This is a genomic window from Stenotrophomonas sp. JAI102 (assembly GCF_013409105.1).
In the GTDB taxonomy this organism is placed as follows: domain Bacteria; phylum Pseudomonadota; class Gammaproteobacteria; order Xanthomonadales; family Xanthomonadaceae; genus Stenotrophomonas; species Stenotrophomonas maltophilia_AA.
In genome coordinates this window covers 797,141-816,017 of record NZ_JACCCI010000002.1, presented here as the reverse complement: position 1 = coordinate 816,017, position 18,877 = coordinate 797,141, and the positions used below count along the sequence as shown (strand labels likewise).

Below are 18,877 nucleotides of genomic sequence, written 5' to 3'. Positions count from 1 at the left end.
CGGTGACGGGCGAAAGCCCTTTTGTGCTGGGCGGCAGCGGACGTGTATCGCCATGTATCGGCGCATGTCGAAATGCCCGCCACCGTGCTGCCCTGTCGTGGCTGGCGCAGCAGGCGCCGGGCGAGGCGTGAACGCCCCGCCCGGCCGTCTTGCTCAGTAACGATAGTTCACTTTGAGCCAGGCGGTGCGGCCGGGCTCGTTGATCCGCACCGGATCGGCCGGGAAGCCGAAATCGGCGCTGCCCGCCAGGTTCAGGTGCTCGCTGTAGGCGCGGTCGAACAGGTTGTCGACCCCTGCACTGAGCAGCAGCGCCGCGTTGAACCGGTAGCTCGCGTTCAAGGCCAGGGTCGCGAAGCCGGCACTGGGCCCCAGATCGCGGGCGACCACGTTGCCCTGCCCCGCCGCGACCCGCCCCTGGCGGGAGACCGCACGCGCCAGCGCACCGACGGTCCAGCGCTCGCCTTCCCACGCCGTGCTGAGCCGTGCTTCCAGCGGCGGCATCTGCGGCAGCGCGCGGCCGTCGCTGCGGTTCTCGCCCCAGGCATAGGCCAGCGTGCCGCCGAGTTTCCACTGCTGCGCCAACTGCCACTCCGCGCCCGCCTCGGCGCCGGCAATGCGTGCATCGACATTGCTGGCCTGGCTGGTGCTGCCCATCATGCCGCCGTCGCGGTAGGTGAACAGGATGTAGTCCTGGATGCGCCCGGCATACGCCGAGACCCAGGCATTGAGGCGAGCGGTGCGGTACTGCAGGCCCAGATCGAGCTGGGTGGTCTGTTCCGGCTGCACGCCGGTGAACGCATTCACCGCGCCGGCCGGGCCGAGGTTCGGCGAGAACAGCTCCCAGTAGTCGGGCATGCGCTCGCTGTGGCCGACACCCGCGTACCAGGTCAGGGCGGGCGCGATGTCACGCTCGAACCGGACGAAGCCGCTGCCCAGGTTCTCGCGGCGGGTCTGCCCGGCGGTGGGATTGCGCATCGCCATCATGCCGCTGGTGGCGCGCGCGTCCTTCACCTCGGCACGGTCCATGCGCAGGCCCCCCACCCAACGCTGTGCGGTGCCCTCGCCCAGGGTGATCTCGGTGAACGCGCCGAGGTTGTCGAAGCGCGCATCCGTGCGCCACGGCTGCTGCCGGTACACATTGCGCCCCATTCCATTGCGGCTGCGGTGACGGCTGTCCTGCGCGTCCACGCCGGCCACGATTGCGATGTCCTGCCAGCGCCATTCCGAGGCGATACGGCCCCCGGTGGTGCGGCGATCGACGTTGGACGCCATCGGCATCGGCATGCTGCTGGCCGGGTTCGGCGTGCGCAGCGTGTAGTTGTCCATCACGTGGTCGGCGTCGTTGTAGTACAGGTTCGCCTGCAGCTTGTCCCACGCACCCGGCAGGTTGTCCTTTTCGAAACGAGCGGCGTAACTGGTGCGCTTGAACGAGGCGCCGTCCATGCCACGACCGGCGTAGCGCGCGATCGCATCGCCGGTGCCGGCCGAGAGTTCCAGCACGGTATCGACATCGGGCGTCCAGCCGACGGCCACGTCGCTGTTCCACTTGCGCCACCGGGAGGGGACCACGTCGCCGTTGCCGTCCTTGTAGTCATCCGATTCGGAACGGTTGCCGTTGACGCGCACATAGCCAGGCGAGGCACCGGCGTTGAGGTCGAGCACCTGGTCGTTGCGGTTGCGCGAGCCGACCAGCGCACTGGCGTTGATGTCCATGCCCGGCTGGTCGAAGCGCGGCGTATCGCGCTCGAAGCGCACCGTGCCCGCGGAAGCACCGGCACCCCAGCGCACGCTCTGCGGCCCCTTGATGATGGTCAGCCGATCGAAGGTTTCCGGCGCGATGTAGGACAGCGGGTTGTCCATCCGCGAGGGGCACGCACCGATCAGATTGCCTTCGTTGCTGACGATGTTCAGGCGCGAGCCGAACATGCCGCGCAGCACCGGATCGCCGTTGGTGCCGCCATTGCGGATCGCGGAAAAGCCGGGAACCGTCTTCAGATAGTCCGCGCCATCGCTGGCCGGGACCGGCTGCCGCGGCAGGCGCGGATCGGTGACCCAGTGCAGGGGTGAGGACGGCGCGGAGGCGGTGACGACCAGCGTATCGAGGGTGCGGGCGTCGTCGGCGGCGGCCTGCAGCGGCACCGCGACCAGGGCCAGCGACAGGGAAACAGACAGGCGCGTCAGTGCGCCCGCGCTGCGGGAAGAAACGTTCATGGTGGAACTCCAGAAAAGCACGCAGGCACGCGTCGCCATCACGGCGACACGGGCAGGAAGGGCGGTGGTTTCAGGAGATCGCGGGCGGGCCGCGGGCAGCGTGGGCCGGCCAGCGCAGGCTGCGGGGCGTGGGCACTGCGCGCAGGACGCGCGGTGCGATGACCGGCATCGCCGGCAACAAGAGGATCAGGACCGCCAGCCACGGCATCAGGCGCGAGGCCATCATGCAGTATTCGCAGGCGTCACCATGCCCGGCGTGCTCGCTCATCGGCGGCGACGGTACGGGGGCGTCATGGGCATCGGGCGTGGCGCGCATCGGCGTGGGCTGCATCGCCATCTCGTGGTGCGGCATGTCGCCGTGCTGCATGACGTGGTGTTGCCCGTCGTGCTGCGGCATGCCGTGCCCGGCGTGGGCATCCGGCAGCGCCGGCAGTGCGTGGGTCATGCCGGTCGGCATCAGCATCACCGGCGCCTCCGCATGCGCCTGCTGCCAGCGGCTGACCAGCGGCGCCAGCGCCATCAGCAGCGTCGCCACGAAGGCAAGCTGCAGAAAAACGGCATACGGGCGACGACGGACATTCACCCCGTCATGGTAGCGCCCGACCGTGGGCAGGGCAGCCCGACGCCCTGCGACCAACCGTCGCAGCGGCGCTTTCGAAGCGCCAACCGCCCCCTCAACCCCTCTGGAGAAAAGCCCCCTTCTGTTGAAGGGGGCGCGCCAACGGCGCGGGGTAGAGGTGGAATGCGCGGGCAGCCATCACCGTCGTTAGACGGTGATGGTCTGCGTCAACGACTCCCAGGTCGGCGGCAGCGGCCAGTTGGCCTCCTGGTTGCCGTCGATCACCCGGCGCAGATCGCGGGTGTCGATCTGCGGGGCCAGCACGTGCACCAGCTCCAGCGCGTAGTCGCGCAGTACGCGGTCACGCGGCAGTACCGCCCAGGCGATGCACTCGTCGATCGGCGCCGGGGCTGGCCACGCGCGCAGGTCTTCGTCACTGGCGTTGACCGCCATTTCCGCGAGCAGGCCGACGCCCAGGCCGGTGCGTACATAGGTCTTGATCAGGTCCGCATCGAGGGCGGTCAAGGCGATGTCCGAGCTCAGTCCGGCGCTGGCGAAGGCGCGCTGCAGCGAAGAACTGCCGCGGGTGGAGGATTCGTAGCTGATCAGCGGATGGCTGGCCAGCGCCTGCAGGTCCGGCGCCGCACCCGGGCGATCCAGCGCGTGCCCGCGCGGCACCAGCACCAGCCGGCGCCAGCGGTACAGCGGAATGGCCAGGCCAGCCGTGGGCTCGCCGCCGGCGGTGCTGATGATGGCGATGTCCGCATCGCCCTGGCTGAGCAGGTCCAGCGCATCGCTTTCAGCGGCCTGCTGCAGATGCACGCTGACCTGCGGGTAGGCCTGCTTGATCCGCGCCACCGCCGGCGGCAGCACGAAGCGCGCCTGGGTGTGCGTGGTGGTCAGCACCAGCTGGCCCTGGCTTTCGCGGCGCTGGTTGGCGGCATAGGTGCGGATGTTGTTGGCTTCGCCGAGGACGGCGCGGGCGCGGCCGATCACTTCCACGCCGGCCGGGGTCACCGCTTCCAGGCTGCGGCCCTTGCGCACGAACAGCAGGAAGCCCAGTTCATCCTCCAGCTGCTTGAGCTGCTTGGACAGGCCGGGCTGGGTGGCGTGCACGCGGGATGCCGCCAGCGTGATGTTCAGCTCGGCGTCGGCGATGGCGACCAGATAGCGAAGTTGGGTCAGCGTCATGGGCGGGCGATACGGCGCATGGAGAGGGGGCCATCCGACTGTAGGGCAAATGCCGTCACCAGCTTATAACCAAACGTTGTTTAAGAAGGTAATCAGGTCATTTCGCGCGGTCATATGCCAGCGGTACGGTCTGACCGACCCCGGGCCGGCCGCGACCAGGCGCCTGCCGCCGCCACCCGCCCGGCCCTTCCCCGCCGCACGGCCCCCGGGCGGCAACGACTTCTCCGGAGCATCCCCATGGCCCTGTACGACTCCATCCTGGACACCATCGGCAACACCCCGGTGGTGCGCCTGCACCGCCTCGCCCCCGAGCACGTCACGCTGTACGCCAAGGTCGAGTCGTTCAACCCGGGCGGCTCGGTCAAGGACCGCCTGGCGCTGGCGATCATCCTCGACGCCGAAGCCAAGGGCCTGCTCAAGCCGGGCGACACCATCGTGGAGGCGACCTCCGGCAACACCGGCGTGGCCCTGGCGATGGTGGCGGCCGCGCGCGGCTACAAGTTCGTGGCCACGATGGTGGAGACCTTCTCGATCGAGCGCCGCAAGCTGATGCGCGCCTATGGCGCCAAGGTGATCCTGACCCCGGCCGCCGAGCGCGGCTCGGGCATGGTCCGCCGGGCGAAGGAACTGGCCGAGGAACACGGCTGGTTCCTGGCCAGCCAGTTCGCCAACCCGGCCAACCCCGCCTATCACCGCAACACCACGGCGCCGGAAATCCTGCGCGACTTCGCCGGCAAGCGGCTGGACTACTTCGTGACCGGCTGGGGCACCGGCGGCACCCTGACCGGCGTCGGCGAAGTGCTCAAGGTCGCGCGCCCCGAGACCCGCATCGTCGCCACCGAGCCGGAAGGCGCCGCCCTGCTCAAGGGCGATGAGTGGAAGCCGCACAAGATCCAGGGCTGGACCCCGGACTTCGTGCCGGACGTGCTCAACCGCGGTGTCTACGATGAGCTGCTGACCATCGACGACGCGCGGGCGATCGAGACCTCGCGCCGGCTCGCTGCCGAGGAAGGCCTCTTCGTGGGCATCTCGGCCGGCGCCACCGTCGCCAGCGCGCTGGACATCGCCGCCAAGGCCGCGCCGGGATCGGTGATCCTGGCGATGCTGCCCGACACCGGCGAGCGCTACTTCTCGACCCCGCTGTTCGCCGACATCAACGAAGGCTCCGACGACGACTGGCTGGCCGGTCTGCCCTGATCCCCGCGTTGGTCCGTATGAACGGAGCGCCCGCCCTGACCGGCGGGCGTTCTGCTTCCTGGGCGCTTCATCTGCGGTGAAGCGATCCGGCGGCATCGTGTGAAGGTCAGCCAGCGCTCGCCGGGTCGCACTGCCTGAGACGACGATGACGCAGCCTAGATGTCCTGCAGGTTACGGTGCAGGTCAGGCACGTCATTTCGTTGTATGGACCCGGTATCAGTACGTAAGGAGCGGTACGCATGAAGATCGAAGTGTGGCAGGGCGACATCACGACCCTGGCGGTGGATGCGATCGTCAATGCGGCCAACGAATCCCTGCTGGGCGGCGGCGGCGTGGACGGTGCGATCCATCGCGCGGCCGGTCCGCAGCTGCTCGAAGCCTGCCGCGCCCTGCCGGAGATCCGCCCCGGCATGCGCTGCCCGACCGGTGAGGTGCGCGAGACGCCCGCCTTCGCGTTGCCGGCCAGGCATGTGTTCCATACGGTCGGCCCGGTCTGGCAGGACGGCCTGCGCGACGAGCCGGCGCTGCTGGCCAACTGCTATTGGAAGTCCCTGCAGCTGGCGGAGAAGCTCGATCTGGAATCGATCGCGTTCCCGGCGATCAGCTGCGGCGTGTTCGGGTATCCGCTGCACCAGGCCGCCCACATCGCCGCCACCGAAACCCTGACCTGGCAGCGCTCGCACCGCCAGCCGCGCCGGATCATCCTGGTGGCCTATAACGCGGCGACGTACAAGGCCTACCAGTCGGCGCTGGCGGCGCTCGGCCAGCCTGTCGAACCGTCGACCTCGGCGATCTTCGCGCCGCTGGCGTTGGGAATGCCGCCCGCGGCAGCGCACTGAGCAGACCCGCGCGCAAACAAAAACGCCGGCACATGGCCGGCGTTTTCGTTGAGGGCGGTCAGGCGTGAATCAGCCGTTCCACTTGCCCAGGGCGGCCTGGCCGTTTTCCTTGGCGCGGTCGAACACGGTCTGCTGTGCCTTGGCGACGTTGGCCTTGGTGTCCTTGGCCCACAGCTTCAGCGCGGCCTGCTGCATGGCGCGGCCGTAGGAGAAGCTCAGCGGCCACGGCAGGTTGCCCATCTGGTTCATGGCGTTCAGATGCGCGGTGGACTGCTCATCGCTCTGGCCACCGGACAGGAACACCACGCCCGGCAGGATCGCCGGCACGGTGCTCTTGAGGCACATCACGGTCGACTCGGCCACTTCCTCGACGTCGGCCTGCTCTTCGCAGCCCTTGCCGGAGATGACCATCGAGGCCTTCAGGATGGTGCCTTCCAGCAGCACGTTCTGCTGGTACAGCGCATCGAACAGCGAACGCAGGGTGGCTTCGGTGACTTCGTAGCAGGTCTCGATGTCGTGGTCGCCGTCCATGATCACTTCCGGCTCGACCATCGGCACCAGGCCGCATTCCTGGCACAGCGCCGCGTAACGGGCCAGCGCGTGGGCGTTGGACTCGATGCAGGTGCCCGACGGGATGCTTTCACCGATGTTGATGACCGCACGCCACTTGGCGAAGCGCGCGCCCAGCTTGTAGTACTCCTGCAGGCGCTCGCGCAGGCCGTCAAGGCCTTCGGTGACCAGCTCGCCCGGGCAGCCGGCCAGGGCATGCGCGCCCTTGTCGACCTTGATGCCCGGAATGATGCCCTGGGCCGCCATGTACTTGGCGAACGGGACGCCGTCCTTGGTGGACTGACGGATGGTCTCGTCGTACAGGATCGCGCCGGAGATGTGCTCGTTCAGCTTGGGCGTGGTGAGCAGCAGTTCGCGGTAGGCGCGACGGTTCTCCTCGGTGTTCTCCAGGCCGACGCTGGCGAAGCGCTTGCCGATGGTGCCGGTGGATTCGTCGATCGCGATGATGCCCTTGCCCGGGGCGACCATGGCCTGTGCGGTTTCAGCCAGCTGTTCGATGCTCATGTACTTCCTGTGGCGGGTGCGGGAAAACCCCAATTATAGACCCCGCCTCCCGTGAACTGGCCGTCCACGGAATCTGGAAACGATTCCACCGGAAAACGGGCCCAGGCGATCGAATGTGTCTGGGGGAAAGCCCCCTGAGTGAGGGGGCGGCCGCGAAGCGGCGGGGGTCTGGGAGATGGTAAGAAGGAGCCCACGGTTTGCAGCGCAAACCGTGGGGCGACAGCGCGTATGCGATGACGCGTACCCTTAGAGCTCGCCCAAGCCGCTGGCACGACCGTCTTCGCCCACTTCCAGCAGGCGCAGCGTGTTGGTGGCGCCATGGGTTTCCATGTGCTCACCGCTGGTGAAGACGACGCGGTCGCCGCTCTGCAGCTGGTTCGCTTCAAACAGCAGGCGGATGCTGCCGCGCGCGGCTTCGCGCGGGGTCAGGCCGCGGCTGTCGAAGTTGATCGGGAATACATCGCGCATCAGCGCCATCTGGCGGCGGGCGCCGTCATGGCGGGTCACCGCGAACACCGGTGCCGAGGCACGGAAGCGCGACAGGTACCGCGCGGTGCCACCGGATTCGGTCATCGCCACGATCGCGCGCACGCCCACATGCTGGGACAGGAACATGGTGGCCATGGCGATCGCCTGGTCGGCACGCTCCAGGTTGCGCGGCGAGGCACCGAAATCGGTCTCGGTCTGGAACTGGCGTTCGGCACCGAGGCAGATGCGTGCCATGGCTTCGACCGCCTTGACCGGGTACATGCCGGCGGCGGTTTCGGCCGACAGCATCACCGCGTCGGTACCGTCGATGACCGAGTTGGCCACGTCCAGCACTTCGGCACGGGTCGGGATCGGGCTTTCGACCATCGACTGCAGCATCTGGGTAGCGGTGATCACCACCTTGTTCTGCGCCAGCGAGGCCTTGATGATCTTCTTCTGCAGGCCCGGCAGTTCGGCATCGCCGATTTCCACGCCCAGATCGCCACGCGCGACCATGACCACGTCGCTGGCGTCAACGATCTCTTCGAGGTTGTCGATCGCTTCGGTGCGCTCGATCTTGGACACCAGCGCCGCGTAACAGCCGTGCGACTCGGCGATCTCGCGCGCGTCGTTCATGTCCTGCGCATTGCGGCAGAACGAGACGGCGATGAAGTCCACGCCGATCTTGGCCACGATGCCGATCAGTTCTTTGTCGCGCTCGGTCAGCGCGCCCAGCGACAGGCCACCGCCCTGCTTGTTCAGGCCCTTGCGGTCGGACAGCACGCCGTCGTTGAGCACGGTGTTGATGATGCGCTCGCCCTGCACTTCGGTGACCTGCAGCTGCATCAGGCCATCGTCGAGCAGCAGGATGTCACCCGCCACCACGTCCTGCGGCAGGCCGAGGTAGCTCACGCCCACCTGGGTGGTGTCGCCGGCCGGTGCGTTCGGCGAAGCGACCAGGTCGAAGCGGTCACCCGCCTTGAGCTTGATCTTGCCTTCGGCGAAACGCTCGATGCGGATCTTCGGGCCCGGCAGATCGGCCAGGATGCCCACTTCCACGCCCACGCGGGCAGCGGCGGCACGCACGTCGGCGGCGCGCTTGGCCTGGCCGGACGGGTCACCGTGGCTGAAGTTGAGGCGAACCACGTTCACGCCGGCGCGGAAGAGATCCTCCAGCACGCCCGGCGGGTCGGTCGCCGGTCCGAGGGTGGCAAGGATCTTGGTGCGACGCTGACGCTCAATCATGGTTAATGGGCTCCCGTTAAAGGAGTGAAATTAGCACACCCATCACGTCCCATGAATACGATTACACCGCTGGCACGCTTGGGTTTCGCTGTTGTCCTGCAGACAGCCCGAGACGGGCGGGCGGACAGTCGTTTGACTGCCCGGCGGCCAGCGCCAATCGCGGCGGGCCTTTGCGCAGGACATGCGGCGGCGTACGGATCGCCGCCGCGGCCCTCAATCGATCAGGGTGAGCAGGTCGTCCGGTGCCTGCGCGAGGTGCGCGGTCCCGGCTGCCGTGAGCTCCTCGGCACCGCCGAAGCCCCACAACACGCCGATATTGCGCAGACCGTGATGCCGCGCGCCTTCGATATCCATGCGCCGGTCGCCGATCATCCAGCACCGCGCCGGGGTCAACGACAGCCGGTGCAGCGCCTCGGCGACCAGCTGCGGCTTCTCGCTGCGGCTGCCATCCGGGGTGGCCCCGATCACGTCCTCGAAGCAGTCGCCGAACGGCAGGTGCTCGACGATGCGCCGCGCATGCGGTTCGTTCTTGGCAGTGACGATCGCCAGCCGATGGCCGCGATCCTTGAAGGCCTGCACGACCTGGCCGATCCGCGGGTAGACCTCATGCTCGCGCCAGCCGACCACGTCGAAGCGTTCGCGGTAATACGTCACCGCCTGCTCGACCTGGGCCGGATCGTTGAACAACGGCGCGAAGCTGGTGCGCAGCGACGGCCCGATCCAGCGCCGCAGTTCGGCCTGCGGCGGGACCGGCTGGCCCATCTGCGTGAGCGCATGCGCCACGCACTGGGTGATCCCGACGGCAGAATCGATCAGCGTGCCGTCGAGATCGAAGAACAGGACATCGCGGCTCACGCGCCGCGGGCCTCCAGCGCGGCGACGGCCGGCAGGGTCTTGCCTTCCAGGAACTCCAGGAACGCGCCGCCACCGGTGGAGATGTAGCTCACCTCGCCCGCGATGTCGTACTTGTCGACCGCGGCCAGGGTATCGCCGCCGCCGGCGATCGAGAACGCCGGCGAGGCGGCGATGGCACGGGCCAGGGCTTCGGTGCCATGGCTGAAGGCCTCGAATTCGAACACGCCGACCGGGCCGTTCCAGACCACGGTGCCGGCCTTGGCGATCAGGCCGGCGTAGTGCTGTGCGGTGTCCGGGCCGATGTCCAGAATCAGGTCATCCTCGGCCACGTCGGCAACGGCCTTCACCGTGGCTTCGGCGTCCGGCAGGAACTGCTTGGCCACGACCACGTCGGTCGGCAGCGGGATGTCGGCGCCGCGCGCCTTGGCATCGGCGACGATCTTCTTCGCGGTGTCCAGCAGGTCCGGCTCGTACAGCGACTTGCCGACCGGGTAGCCGGCGGCCGCGATGAAGGTGTTGGCGATGCCGCCGCCGACGATCAGCTGGTCGACCTTGCCGACCAGGCTGGAGAGCAGTTCGAGCTTGGTGCTGACCTTGCTGCCGGCCACGATCGCCAGCAGCGGCTGGGCCGGGGCGAGCAGCGCCTTGGCCAGCGCGTCCAGCTCGGCCATCAGCAGCGGGCCACCGGCAGCCACCGGGGCGAAGCGGATCACGCCGTGGGTGGAGGCCTGTGCACGGTGCGCGGTGCCGAAGGCATCCATCACGAACACATCGCAGAGCGCGGCGTACTTCTTCGCCAGCGCTTCATCGTCCTTGCCTTCACCGACATTCATGCGGCAGTTTTCCAGCAGCACGATCGAACCCGGCGCGACGTCCACGCCGTCGACCCAATCGCGCACCAGCGGCACCTCGGCACCCAGCAGCTGCGACAGACGCAGCGCCACCGGCGCCAGCGATTCGGCCTCGCTCCACACGCCTTCCTTCGGACGTCCGAGATGCGAGGTCACCATCACGGCGGCGCCCTTCTCCAGCGCCAGCTTCAGCGTCGGCAGCGACGCGGTGATGCGCTGCTCGGAGGTGATCTGGCCGTTGTCGATCGGCACGTTCAGATCCTGGCGGATCAGCACGCGCTTGCCGGAGAGATCGAGGTCGGTCATGCGAACGATGGACATAAGCAACTCTTTGGCTCTGAAGAAGGAAGGGCGCCGCACGGCGCAGACGGTCATTGTCCCGGCTGGCGCGGTGCATCGCAAATTCATGACGGGGACGGAGGTAGGCGGCGACCGTTGGTCGTCGCGCGCTTCTTAACGGGGACGGAGGTAGTTAAGCGCGCTTAACTACCTCCGTCCCTATTTGGTTGGCGCAGGAGGCTGACTGCGAAGCCGCCGACGATCAGCACGCCGATCACCAGCAGCGCCCACAGCAGCCACTGCTTCCAGTCGCGCTGCGGCGCCACCGCGGCATCGCCGGCGAGTACCTGCGGTTCGCCCTGGATGCTCGCCTGCGCCGGCTGCCACTGCGCGCCGTGCTGTTCGCGCAGCTGCGCGATCACCGTGGCGACCGGGGCATCCTGGCGCTCCGCGCGTACGCTGCCGGCGGCTACCGTGTAGGGCGGCTCGCCCTGGCTGAGGAACACCAGCGCTTCGGGCTGGTAACCGAGCTTGAGCGTCGGCGCCGGCATCGACTGCGGCTGGCCGGCCACCAGCTTCCAGTAGCGGTCGCGCGTGCTGCGCGTCAGCGGCTGGGTCTGCGATTGGCGGCGGTCGGCGGCGTCCTGCAGCTGATAGGCCACCCATGGGCCGGCCCGTACCTGCCACGGCTGGTCGGCATCGTCGCGGCTCAGCAGCGTCCACTGCACCACGCTGTTGTCGGCCGTCGCGATATCGGCCTGCGCGATCGGGAAGCGCCCATCAAGCTGATACTCGAACTCGCCGGGCTTGCCGGCGGCACCGGTCAACGACTGCCAGCGCCAGGCGATCGCCTGCGCGGTCGGCGCCAGCTCGGCCTGCACCGTGGACAGCGCCGGCAAGGCATCGGCACCGATCGGCAGGATGCGGAAATAGCGGGCTTGGCGCGCGATCTCGATGCGGCGCTGCTGCAGGCGGCGGCCTTCGTGCTGCAGGTCGACCAGCGGCACGTCATCGGCAATGCGCAACCAGTCGCGCAGGTCGTTGCTCATCTCCACGCGCACACGGGCCTGCAGGGGCACCTGCGTCTGCCAGTCCAGGCGCAGCGCCTGCACGCCGGTCTTCAGCGCGCTGGCATCGATCAGCCAGCCTGCGGGTTGTCCAGCCGCCCCGCCCCGCCCCAGCCGCGCCTCGACCCGGCGCACGCTGCCGTCGGTGTTGCGCTCCGTGAGCAGTTGCAGGTCATCGCCGGAGGTGCCGGCCATCGGCGGCAGCGGGAACCAGGACAGCGTCTGCCACTGCGGTGCCTGCGCCAGCGGCTGGTCGGCGGCCAACAACGCCGACGGCAGTGCCTGGCCCTGTGCGTTGAACACCTGCACATCGGCCAGCCGCGGCGACACTGCGGTGCTGTAGACAACCTCGTCGAGCGTCAACCGGTACGCACCGGCCTGCGGCTGCGCGAGCTGCAGCGGCCATTGCTGGCGATAGGCCTCGCGGCCGTCGGCGGCCTGGGCCTGGCCCTGGGCCAGCGCCGGAAGCGCCAGCGCAGCGAGGAGGATCAGCGGGCGAAAGGTCTTCAAGACTGCGGCTCCACGGCGGGGTCCGGCGCGCGCGGCGGCGCCGGTGCCAGATAGCCCACGACCGTGCACAGCAGGCCGTAGGCGATGAAAGAAGAAATCCCGAGCAGGTTGCCCAGATGCTGGCGATCGATCAGCACCAGCTTGGCCAGCACCACGCCCATCAGCACCGCGCCCACCAGCCACAGCACGCGTTGCCCGCGGCGCGAGCCCCACACCCAGCTGATCACGCCGAGCACGCTCCACACTACGGTCAGGCTGGTCTGGGCCAGGGTCGAGGACCACAGGCGCTCGTTCCACGGCACCCCGCCCCAGTGATGCACGGCATGCAGGGTGACGCTGGTCAGCGCGACGAAACCAGCGATCGCCAGCACCGGGATGCGGATCGCACGCAGGCCCTCCGGCGCCTGCCCGGACCACAGCCAGCGTGCGGCCAGGACCAGCACCGCCAACTGCGCCAGTTCCACCGGATTGAGCAGCGGCAACCACGGCAGCGGAGCGGCGCCGGCCGGCACCAGCAGCAGGCCCGCCCAGCTCACGCCGAGCACGGCGAACAAGGTGCCTTGCAACGCACCGCGCATGCGATCGAAGCGTTCGCCCAGCGGCACCGTCAGCCACGGCCAGCGCAGCAGCGCCACCGCGGTGACCAGCAGCCACGGCAGCAACATCAACCCCAGGCCCCAGCCCTGTGCCAGCGCAAATCGGTCCGCCAGCCACAGGCAGGCCAGCGACACCACGGACGGCCACAGCAGCCACCACAGGAACTGCGCCGCCAGCGACGTGCGGTCGTCACCCGCACGCAGGCACCACAGGCTGCGCACACCCAGCAGCGCGAACACCGCCCAAGCCAGTGCGCCATAGCCGGCGAACGGTTGATCGTGCACATCGGCCTGCCACAGCGCCAACGGGAACGCGGCCAGCACCATCGCCAGCGTGGTCAGCACCAGCGCGCGCGCCGGCCAGCGGCGATGCATCTCGGCGGCCAGCCAACCGGTCACCGCTGCAGCAATCAGCAGCGCATCGGGCTCGTTGCGGTGAGCGACGAAGCGCAGGATCTCGTGGCTGACGCTGCCCAGCCACCACAGCAGGCCCCAGAGGTAGTAGACGATGGCCGGCGCATCCTGCTGCGCACGGCGATAGCTGAAGGCCGCGGCGAACCCGGCCAGTGCCAGCAGCAGGCCGCTCATGAAGGTGGGGTTGGCGATCGCCGTGGCATCGAGATGCCAGTAGTCCGCGCCGACCACGAAGCCGAACGCGGCGCCCAGGGTCAGCAGCGCACCGGCGATCTGCGGCAGCCAGCGCTGCTGGCGCAGCCCCAGCCAGGCCAGCGCCGCCCCTTCCAGCGCGAACACGCTGGCGGTGGCCCGTGCGGACAGCGCCAGCGGCACCGCCAACGTGGCGAAGCCCACCGCGAGTACCGCATGCGACTGGCCCAGCGCGGCATAGCGCTCGCGCTTGATCAGCACCCACGCAAGGCCCGCATACAACGCGGCCAGTGCCAGCGAGCACAACGCCAGCAGCAGGCGGTCGTCATGCAGCAGGCCGGCCTGCAGCGAGAACGCGATCAGCGGCGTGCCGAACACCAGGCTGCCATCGATCAGGTCGCGCTTCTCCGCGCTCTGCCGACGCGCATAGAGGATCGGAATCAGCAGGTAGAAGGCGAAGAACAGCAGCAGGAACGGCTCGGTACTGGCGAACTTGTCCGCGCTGTACTGGAGCACGCCCCAGGCGGTGCCGATGCCGAAGGTGAAGGCGAAACCGAGCAGGTTCAGCGCGCGCCACGGACGCCACCAGGCAATCGCCAGGATCGCCGCATTGAGCACGGCGTAATACGAGAACAGCGCGACATGGTTGCCGCTGCCGGTGGACAGCCAGATCGGCGCCATGAAGCCGGCCAGGATGCCGAGCACGGCCAGCGTGCGCGAGTTCTGCACCACCGCCAGCACGCCCATGCCGGCAATCAGCAGCACGCTGAGCGCGAAAGCCGGCACGGCGGGAATCAGGTCGTAGCGCTTGAACGCGGCGAAGATGGTCAGCAGCAGGACGCCGATCGCCCCGCCCTGCAGCGCCAGCGCGAACAGGCGCCGGGTATCGCGCTGCACCCAGCCGAACACCAGCCCGGCCAGCGCCGCCACCGCGATGGCGGCCAGGCGCAGCTCGATCGGGGCGTTCAACCAGCCCTGGTCGCTGGCGTACTTGAGCAGCGCGGCCACACCGGCCAGCAGTACCAGCATGCCGATCTTGACCGGCACGTTGCCCTCGGTGAACCACTGCTTGATGGTGCCGACGATGCGTTCGCCGATGCCCGGGCCCTGGGGTTCAACCGGTGCCACCGGCGGCGTGGGCCTGGGCGTCGGAATCGGCGCGGAGGACGGCAGCGGCGGCGGCATCGCCCCCGCCGCGGTGGGTGCAGCCACGGTGTCCGCGGTCTCGACGGGCGTTTCGACCCCGGGCTGCATGGCGAAGTCCAGCGGCGCGGCCACGGTGTCGACGGATGCAATATCCGTCCAGCGCAGCGGCCGTTCGGCTTCGGCTTCGGCTGGCGCCGGCGCAGCGTCCCAGGCAGACCCGGCCGCGCGGTGTTCCAGCGCGGCCACGCGGCGGCGCAGGCCCGCGATCATCACCAGCGCCACGATCAGCAGCAGCGGGATCGCCAGCAGTACCAGCACCAGCAGGACAATCAGAGCTTCCATTCCAGGCCATCCTCAAGAGGGTCGCCACGGCTGCACCGGGCAGGTGCAGTGCCGGCGGCACGCGGGCCATGCTAATGGATCGGCGGTACGCGCGGGATCACCGGCGTGAATGGTCCGCCTGAAACGACAGACCCCGGCACGGGGCCGGGGTCTGTGGAATGACGCAGGGGCAGCGCAGACTTACGCCGCGACGACCTTGACCATTTCCAGGCACTTGTTGGAGTAGCCCCATTCGTTGTCGTACCACGACACCAGCTTGACGAAGGTGCTGTCCAGCGCGATGCCGGCGTCGGCGTCGAACACCGAGGTGTGGGTCTCGCCACGGAAGTCGGTCGCCACGACCTTGTCTTCGGTATAGCCCAGGATGCCCTTCAGCGCGCCTTCGCTCTGTGCCTTCACTTCCGCGCAGATCTCGGCGTAGGTGGCTTCCTTCTCCAGCTCGACGGTCAGATCGACCACCGACACGTCCGAAGTCGGCACGCGGAAGCTCATGCCGGTCAGCTTCTTGTTCAATTCCGGGATCACCACGCCGACGGCTTTGGCCGCACCGGTCGAGGACGGAATGATGTTCTCCAGGATGCCACGGCCACCGCGCCAGTCCTTGTTGGACGGGCCATCGACGGTCTTCTGGGTCGCGGTCGCCGCGTGCACGGTGGTCATCAGGCCACGCTTGATGCCCCACTTGTCGTTGATGACCTTGGCCAGCGGGGCCAGGCAGTTGGTGGTGCACGAGGCATTCGAGACGATCGCCTGGCCGGCGTAGGTCTTGTCGTTCACGCCGAACACGAACATCGGGGTGTCGTCCTTCGACGGCGCCGACAGGATCACTTTCTTGGCGCCCGCGTCGATGTGCTTCTGCGCGGTTTCCTTGGTCAGGAACAGGCCGGTGGATTCGATGACGACGTCCACGCCGACTTCGTCCCACTTCAGGTTGGCCGGATCGCGTTCCTGGGTCAGGCGGATCTTCTTGCCGTTGACCAGCAGGTCGTTGCCGGAGACGTCCACGTCGGCCTTGAAGCGACCATGCACGGAGTCGTACTTCAGCATGTACGCCAGGTAGTCCGGCTCCAGCAGATCGTTGATGGCGACGATTTCGATGTCATTGCCGAAGTTCAGCACGGCCGAACGCAACACGTTGCGCCCGATGCGACCGAAACCGTTGATGCCAACCTTGATTGCCATGTTCACAAGCTCCTGCAGCCGCGACGGTGCGGCGCCGATGGAAAGGGGTGTTCATTCTAGCAGGGCCGGAACCGGCCCGGCCCGGGGAAGACGAATGGGAACCGGTTACAACGGTAAATACCCGGATTGATCCGGATCAAGGCGCGCAGCGGCGCGAGCGGGAAAACTGGCGCCATTCCAACCCGCCACGAGACCGCCTCATGCGCAAGACCTCCCCCCTCCTGCTCTCCAGCCTGGCCGCCGCCCTGGCGCTGGCCGCCACCCCCGCCATGGCCCAGTCCAAGGGCGACTGGACGATCGGTGCCGGCGTGCACCAGGTCGCCCCGAAGTCCAACAACGGCTCGCTGGCCGGGGGTACGCTGAAGGTCGACGTCGACAACGACATCAAGCCGACCATCACCGGTGAGTACTTCATCGCCGACAACCTCGGCATCGAGCTCCTGGCCGCGTTGCCGTTCAAGCACGACATCAACATCGCCGGCCTCGGCAACGTGGGCAGCACCAAGCACCTGCCGCCGGTGGTGTCGCTGCAGTACCACTTCAACAGCAAGGGCAAGGTGTCCCCGTTCCTGGGCGCCGGCATCAACTACACGACCTTCTTCAGCGAGAAGACCGGCGGCGCGCTGGCCGGCAGCAAGCTCAAGATGGAAGACTCCTGGGGCCTGGCCGCCCACGCCGGCCTGGACTTCGCGATCAACGACAAGGGCTCGCTGCGCGTGGATGTGCGCTGGATGGACATCGACAGCAAGGTCAAGCTCAACGGCGAAAAGATCGGCACCGTCAACATCGACCCGCTCGCCTACGGCGTGTCGTACGTGTTCAAGTTCTGATCGGCGGATCAGAACCCAACAGGGCAACACCCTCGCAGCAAGACAGTTCCCCGGCTTCGGCCGGGGTTTTTTTTGCCTCATTCGGCCAGCAGATGCCGCCCCCCCCCCCCCCCCCGACGAATGCTGCAGCCGGCCAGATCCTGGCAAGCCGGCATGGCGGCCGGCCCGCTAGAATGCCGCGGATGAAAATGCCTTCCCTGCTTCCGGCCACCGCCCTCGCGCTGGCACTCACCCTTGTTTCCACCGATGCCCTGGCCTGGGGCGCGCAGGGCCATCGGCTGGTGGCGCGGATCGCCGAAACCCGGCTGACCCCGCAGACCCAGGCCGAAGTCGACCGCCTGCTCGCCACCGAGCCGGACCCGACCCTGCACGCCATCGCCCCGTGGGCCGATCAGCTGCGCGCCAAGGACCCGGGGCTGGGCAAGCGCTCGGCCGGCTGGCACTACGTCAACATCGGCGAAGACGATTGCCACTATGAGGTGCAGAAGCACTGCAAGAACGGCAACTGCGTGGTCGAGGCGCTGAAGGCGCAGACCGCGATCCTCGCCGACCGCAGCAAGTCCGACGCCGAGCGCGCGCAGGCGCTGAAGTTCGTGGTGCATTTCGCCGGCGACATCCACCAGCCGATGCATGCCGGCTACGGCCACGACAAGGGCGGCAACGATTTCCAGGTGCAGTTCAACAACCGCGGTACCAATCTGCATTCGCTGTGGGACAGCGGCATGCTGAACGAGCAGACGCTGGATGACGACCAGTATCTCAAGCGCCTGCTCGCCCTGCCCAAGCCCACGCTGGGCAAGCGTTCGAACATCGATGTCGATGCCGTGCAGTGGGCCGAAGCCAGCTGCCGGATCGCCATTGCACCCGGGGTTTACCCGGCAAAGCGCACCCTGGATGCCAGTTATGCGGCGACCTATCGCCCGGTCGCAGAGCGCGAGCTGCGCCTGGCCGGTGAACGCCTGGCGGTGCTGCTCAACGACACTCTGGGCAAGCGCTGAGGTCAGTACCATGTCATTGCACGTCGCCGGTTTCTTCCACCCGGACAGCCACACCTTCAGCTACGTGGTGCATGACCCGGCGACGTTGCAGGCGGCGGTGATCGACCCCGTGCTGGACTACGACCCGGACACCGATGCACTCGGCGCCGGGCCGCTGCAGCCGTTGCTTGCCCATGTGCGAGGGCACGGCCTGCAGGTGCGCTGGCTGCTGGACACCCATGCCCACGCCGACCATGTCAGTGCCGGGCGCTGGCTGAAATCCGAGTGGCCGGACGCGACGCTGGCGATGGGCCAGGGCATCGTGCAGGTGCAGCGCACCTTCGCACCGCGTTACGCGCTCGATGTACCGACCGACGGCTCGCAGTTCGATCATCTGTTCGCCGATGGCGAGCGCTTCACGCTCCGGGATATCGCCGCCGAGGTGATCGCGGTGCCGGGACACACCAGTGACAGCGTCGCGTATCGGATCGGCGACGCGTTGTTCACCGGCGACTCGCTGTTCATGCCCGACGGCGGCACCGCCCGCTGCGACTTCCCGGGCGGTGACGCGGCGCAGTTGTACCGTTCGATCCAGCGGCTGCTTTCGCTGCCCGATGCGACCCGTGTGTTCATCTGTCACGACTACGGCCCCGGTGGCCGCGAGGTCGCCAACGAGACCACCATCGGCGCGCAGCGCGCGCACAACATTCACCTGCATGACGGCATCAGCGAAGCCGAGTTCGTTGCCACCCGCCAGGCGCGTGATGCCACCCTGCCCGAGCCGAAACTGATGGAGCCCTCGGTAAAAGCCAACATCCAGGGTGGCCCGACAAGGTAGTGCCGGCCGCTGGC

Annotated in this window: 15 protein-coding genes; 5 read left to right on the top strand and 10 right to left on the bottom strand. The window is 68.2% G+C overall.

Going from position 1 to position 18,877, the window contains the following annotated elements; all coding sequences use genetic code 11:
* Positions 1-153: 153 nt before the first annotated feature.
* The 3 genes from HDC96_RS12250 to HDC96_RS12240 all read right to left on the bottom strand — a co-directional run bounded on the left by HDC96_RS12250 (position 154) and on the right by HDC96_RS12240 (position 3,961).
* Positions 154-2,211 carry a TonB-dependent copper receptor gene (locus tag HDC96_RS12250; protein ID WP_179460211.1) on the bottom strand — a complete coding sequence of 686 codons (2,058 nt, stop codon included), beginning with the start codon at positions 2,209-2,211 and terminating at the stop codon, positions 154-156.
* A gap of 70 nt (positions 2,212-2,281) precedes the next feature.
* A complete protein-coding gene (locus HDC96_RS12245; protein WP_179460210.1) occupies positions 2,282-2,794 on the bottom strand; it encodes a hypothetical protein in 513 nt (170 codons plus the stop codon).
* A gap of 183 nt (positions 2,795-2,977) precedes the next feature.
* Positions 2,978-3,961, bottom strand: coding sequence for a LysR family transcriptional regulator (locus HDC96_RS12240; RefSeq protein ID WP_179460209.1), 984 nt, complete (start codon positions 3,959-3,961; stop codon positions 2,978-2,980).
* Positions 3,962-4,198: 237 nt separating this feature from the next.
* On the opposite strand from HDC96_RS12240, the gene cysK reads away from it, so the two are divergent.
* A complete protein-coding gene (gene cysK, locus HDC96_RS12235) occupies positions 4,199-5,158 on the top strand; it encodes a cysteine synthase A (RefSeq protein WP_179460208.1) in 960 nt (319 codons plus the stop codon).
* Between the two features lie 239 nt (positions 5,159-5,397).
* Complete coding sequence (locus HDC96_RS12230; RefSeq protein WP_179460207.1) at positions 5,398-5,997, top strand: O-acetyl-ADP-ribose deacetylase; 600 nt, start codon at positions 5,398-5,400, stop codon at positions 5,995-5,997.
* 69 nt (positions 5,998-6,066) lie between these two features.
* Here the strand turns inward: HDC96_RS12230 and HDC96_RS12225 are convergent, their stop codons facing one another.
* The 7 genes from HDC96_RS12225 to gap form a co-directional block, all read right to left on the bottom strand.
* Positions 6,067-7,071 (bottom strand): class I fructose-bisphosphate aldolase, encoded by a 1,005-nt coding sequence (locus tag HDC96_RS12225; protein ID WP_088432708.1) that lies wholly within the window; start codon positions 7,069-7,071, stop codon positions 6,067-6,069.
* Between the two features lie 246 nt (positions 7,072-7,317).
* Positions 7,318-8,784: a pyruvate kinase gene (gene pyk, locus HDC96_RS12220; RefSeq protein ID WP_121039358.1), complete on the bottom strand. Its 1,467-nt coding sequence runs from the start codon at positions 8,782-8,784 to the stop codon at positions 7,318-7,320.
* Positions 8,785-8,997: 213 nt separating this feature from the next.
* Entirely contained in the window at positions 8,998-9,639 is a 642-nt protein-coding gene (locus HDC96_RS12215; protein ID WP_179460206.1) for an HAD hydrolase-like protein, read from the bottom strand.
* A complete protein-coding gene (locus tag HDC96_RS12210; RefSeq protein WP_179460205.1) occupies positions 9,636-10,811 on the bottom strand; it encodes a phosphoglycerate kinase in 1,176 nt (391 codons plus the stop codon). The genes HDC96_RS12215 and HDC96_RS12210 overlap by 4 nt, the downstream gene beginning before the upstream one ends.
* A gap of 161 nt (positions 10,812-10,972) precedes the next feature.
* Positions 10,973-12,328 (bottom strand): DUF3999 domain-containing protein, encoded by a 1,356-nt coding sequence (locus tag HDC96_RS12205; RefSeq protein ID WP_179460407.1) that lies wholly within the window; start codon positions 12,326-12,328, stop codon positions 10,973-10,975.
* A 14-nt stretch (positions 12,329-12,342) separates the two neighbouring features.
* Positions 12,343-15,036 carry a DUF2339 domain-containing protein gene (locus HDC96_RS12200; protein WP_179460204.1) on the bottom strand — a complete coding sequence of 898 codons (2,694 nt, stop codon included), beginning with the start codon at positions 15,034-15,036 and terminating at the stop codon, positions 12,343-12,345.
* Between the two features lie 180 nt (positions 15,037-15,216).
* A complete protein-coding gene (gap, locus tag HDC96_RS12195) occupies positions 15,217-16,218 on the bottom strand; it encodes a type I glyceraldehyde-3-phosphate dehydrogenase (protein WP_179460203.1) in 1,002 nt (333 codons plus the stop codon).
* Between the two features lie 200 nt (positions 16,219-16,418).
* On the opposite strand from gap, the gene HDC96_RS12190 reads away from it, so the two are divergent.
* From HDC96_RS12190 to HDC96_RS12180, 3 genes are all read left to right on the top strand, one after another.
* Positions 16,419-17,048, top strand: coding sequence for an OmpW family outer membrane protein (locus tag HDC96_RS12190; RefSeq protein ID WP_179460202.1), 630 nt, complete (start codon positions 16,419-16,421; stop codon positions 17,046-17,048).
* Positions 17,049-17,230: 182 nt separating this feature from the next.
* On the top strand, positions 17,231-18,046 hold the full coding sequence (locus tag HDC96_RS12185; RefSeq protein WP_179460201.1) for a S1/P1 nuclease: 816 nt from the start codon (positions 17,231-17,233) through the stop codon (positions 18,044-18,046).
* 10 nt (positions 18,047-18,056) lie between these two features.
* The gene (locus HDC96_RS12180; RefSeq protein ID WP_179460200.1) at positions 18,057-18,863 is read left to right on the top strand and encodes an MBL fold metallo-hydrolase; all 807 of its coding nucleotides are present in this window, start codon (positions 18,057-18,059) and stop codon (positions 18,861-18,863) included.
* Positions 18,864-18,877 lie beyond the last annotated feature (14 nt).

Excerpts from the sequence above, each read along its gene's own strand:
- HDC96_RS12185 (WP_179460201.1), top strand. The coding sequence starts at position 17,231 with ATGAAAATGCCTTCCCTGCTTCCGGCCACCGCCCTCGCGCTGGCACTC.
- HDC96_RS12240 (WP_179460209.1), bottom strand. The coding sequence starts at position 3,961 with ATGACGCTGACCCAACTTCGCTATCTGGTCGCCATCGCCGACGCCGAG.
- HDC96_RS12200 (WP_179460204.1), bottom strand. The coding sequence starts at position 15,036 with ATGGAAGCTCTGATTGTCCTGCTGGTGCTGGTACTGCTGGCGATCCCG.
- HDC96_RS12250 (WP_179460211.1), bottom strand. The coding sequence starts at position 2,211 with ATGAACGTTTCTTCCCGCAGCGCGGGCGCACTGACGCGCCTGTCTGTT.
- HDC96_RS12190 (WP_179460202.1), top strand. The coding sequence starts at position 16,419 with ATGCGCAAGACCTCCCCCCTCCTGCTCTCCAGCCTGGCCGCCGCCCTG.
- HDC96_RS12230 (WP_179460207.1), top strand. The coding sequence starts at position 5,398 with ATGAAGATCGAAGTGTGGCAGGGCGACATCACGACCCTGGCGGTGGAT.
- gap (WP_179460203.1), bottom strand. The coding sequence starts at position 16,218 with ATGGCAATCAAGGTTGGCATCAACGGTTTCGGTCGCATCGGGCGCAAC.
- cysK (WP_179460208.1), top strand. The coding sequence starts at position 4,199 with ATGGCCCTGTACGACTCCATCCTGGACACCATCGGCAACACCCCGGTG.
- HDC96_RS12225 (WP_088432708.1), bottom strand. The coding sequence starts at position 7,071 with ATGAGCATCGAACAGCTGGCTGAAACCGCACAGGCCATGGTCGCCCCG.
- HDC96_RS12180 (WP_179460200.1), top strand. The coding sequence starts at position 18,057 with ATGTCATTGCACGTCGCCGGTTTCTTCCACCCGGACAGCCACACCTTC.
- pyk (WP_121039358.1), bottom strand. The coding sequence starts at position 8,784 with ATGATTGAGCGTCAGCGTCGCACCAAGATCCTTGCCACCCTCGGACCG.
- HDC96_RS12210 (WP_179460205.1), bottom strand. The coding sequence starts at position 10,811 with ATGTCCATCGTTCGCATGACCGACCTCGATCTCTCCGGCAAGCGCGTG.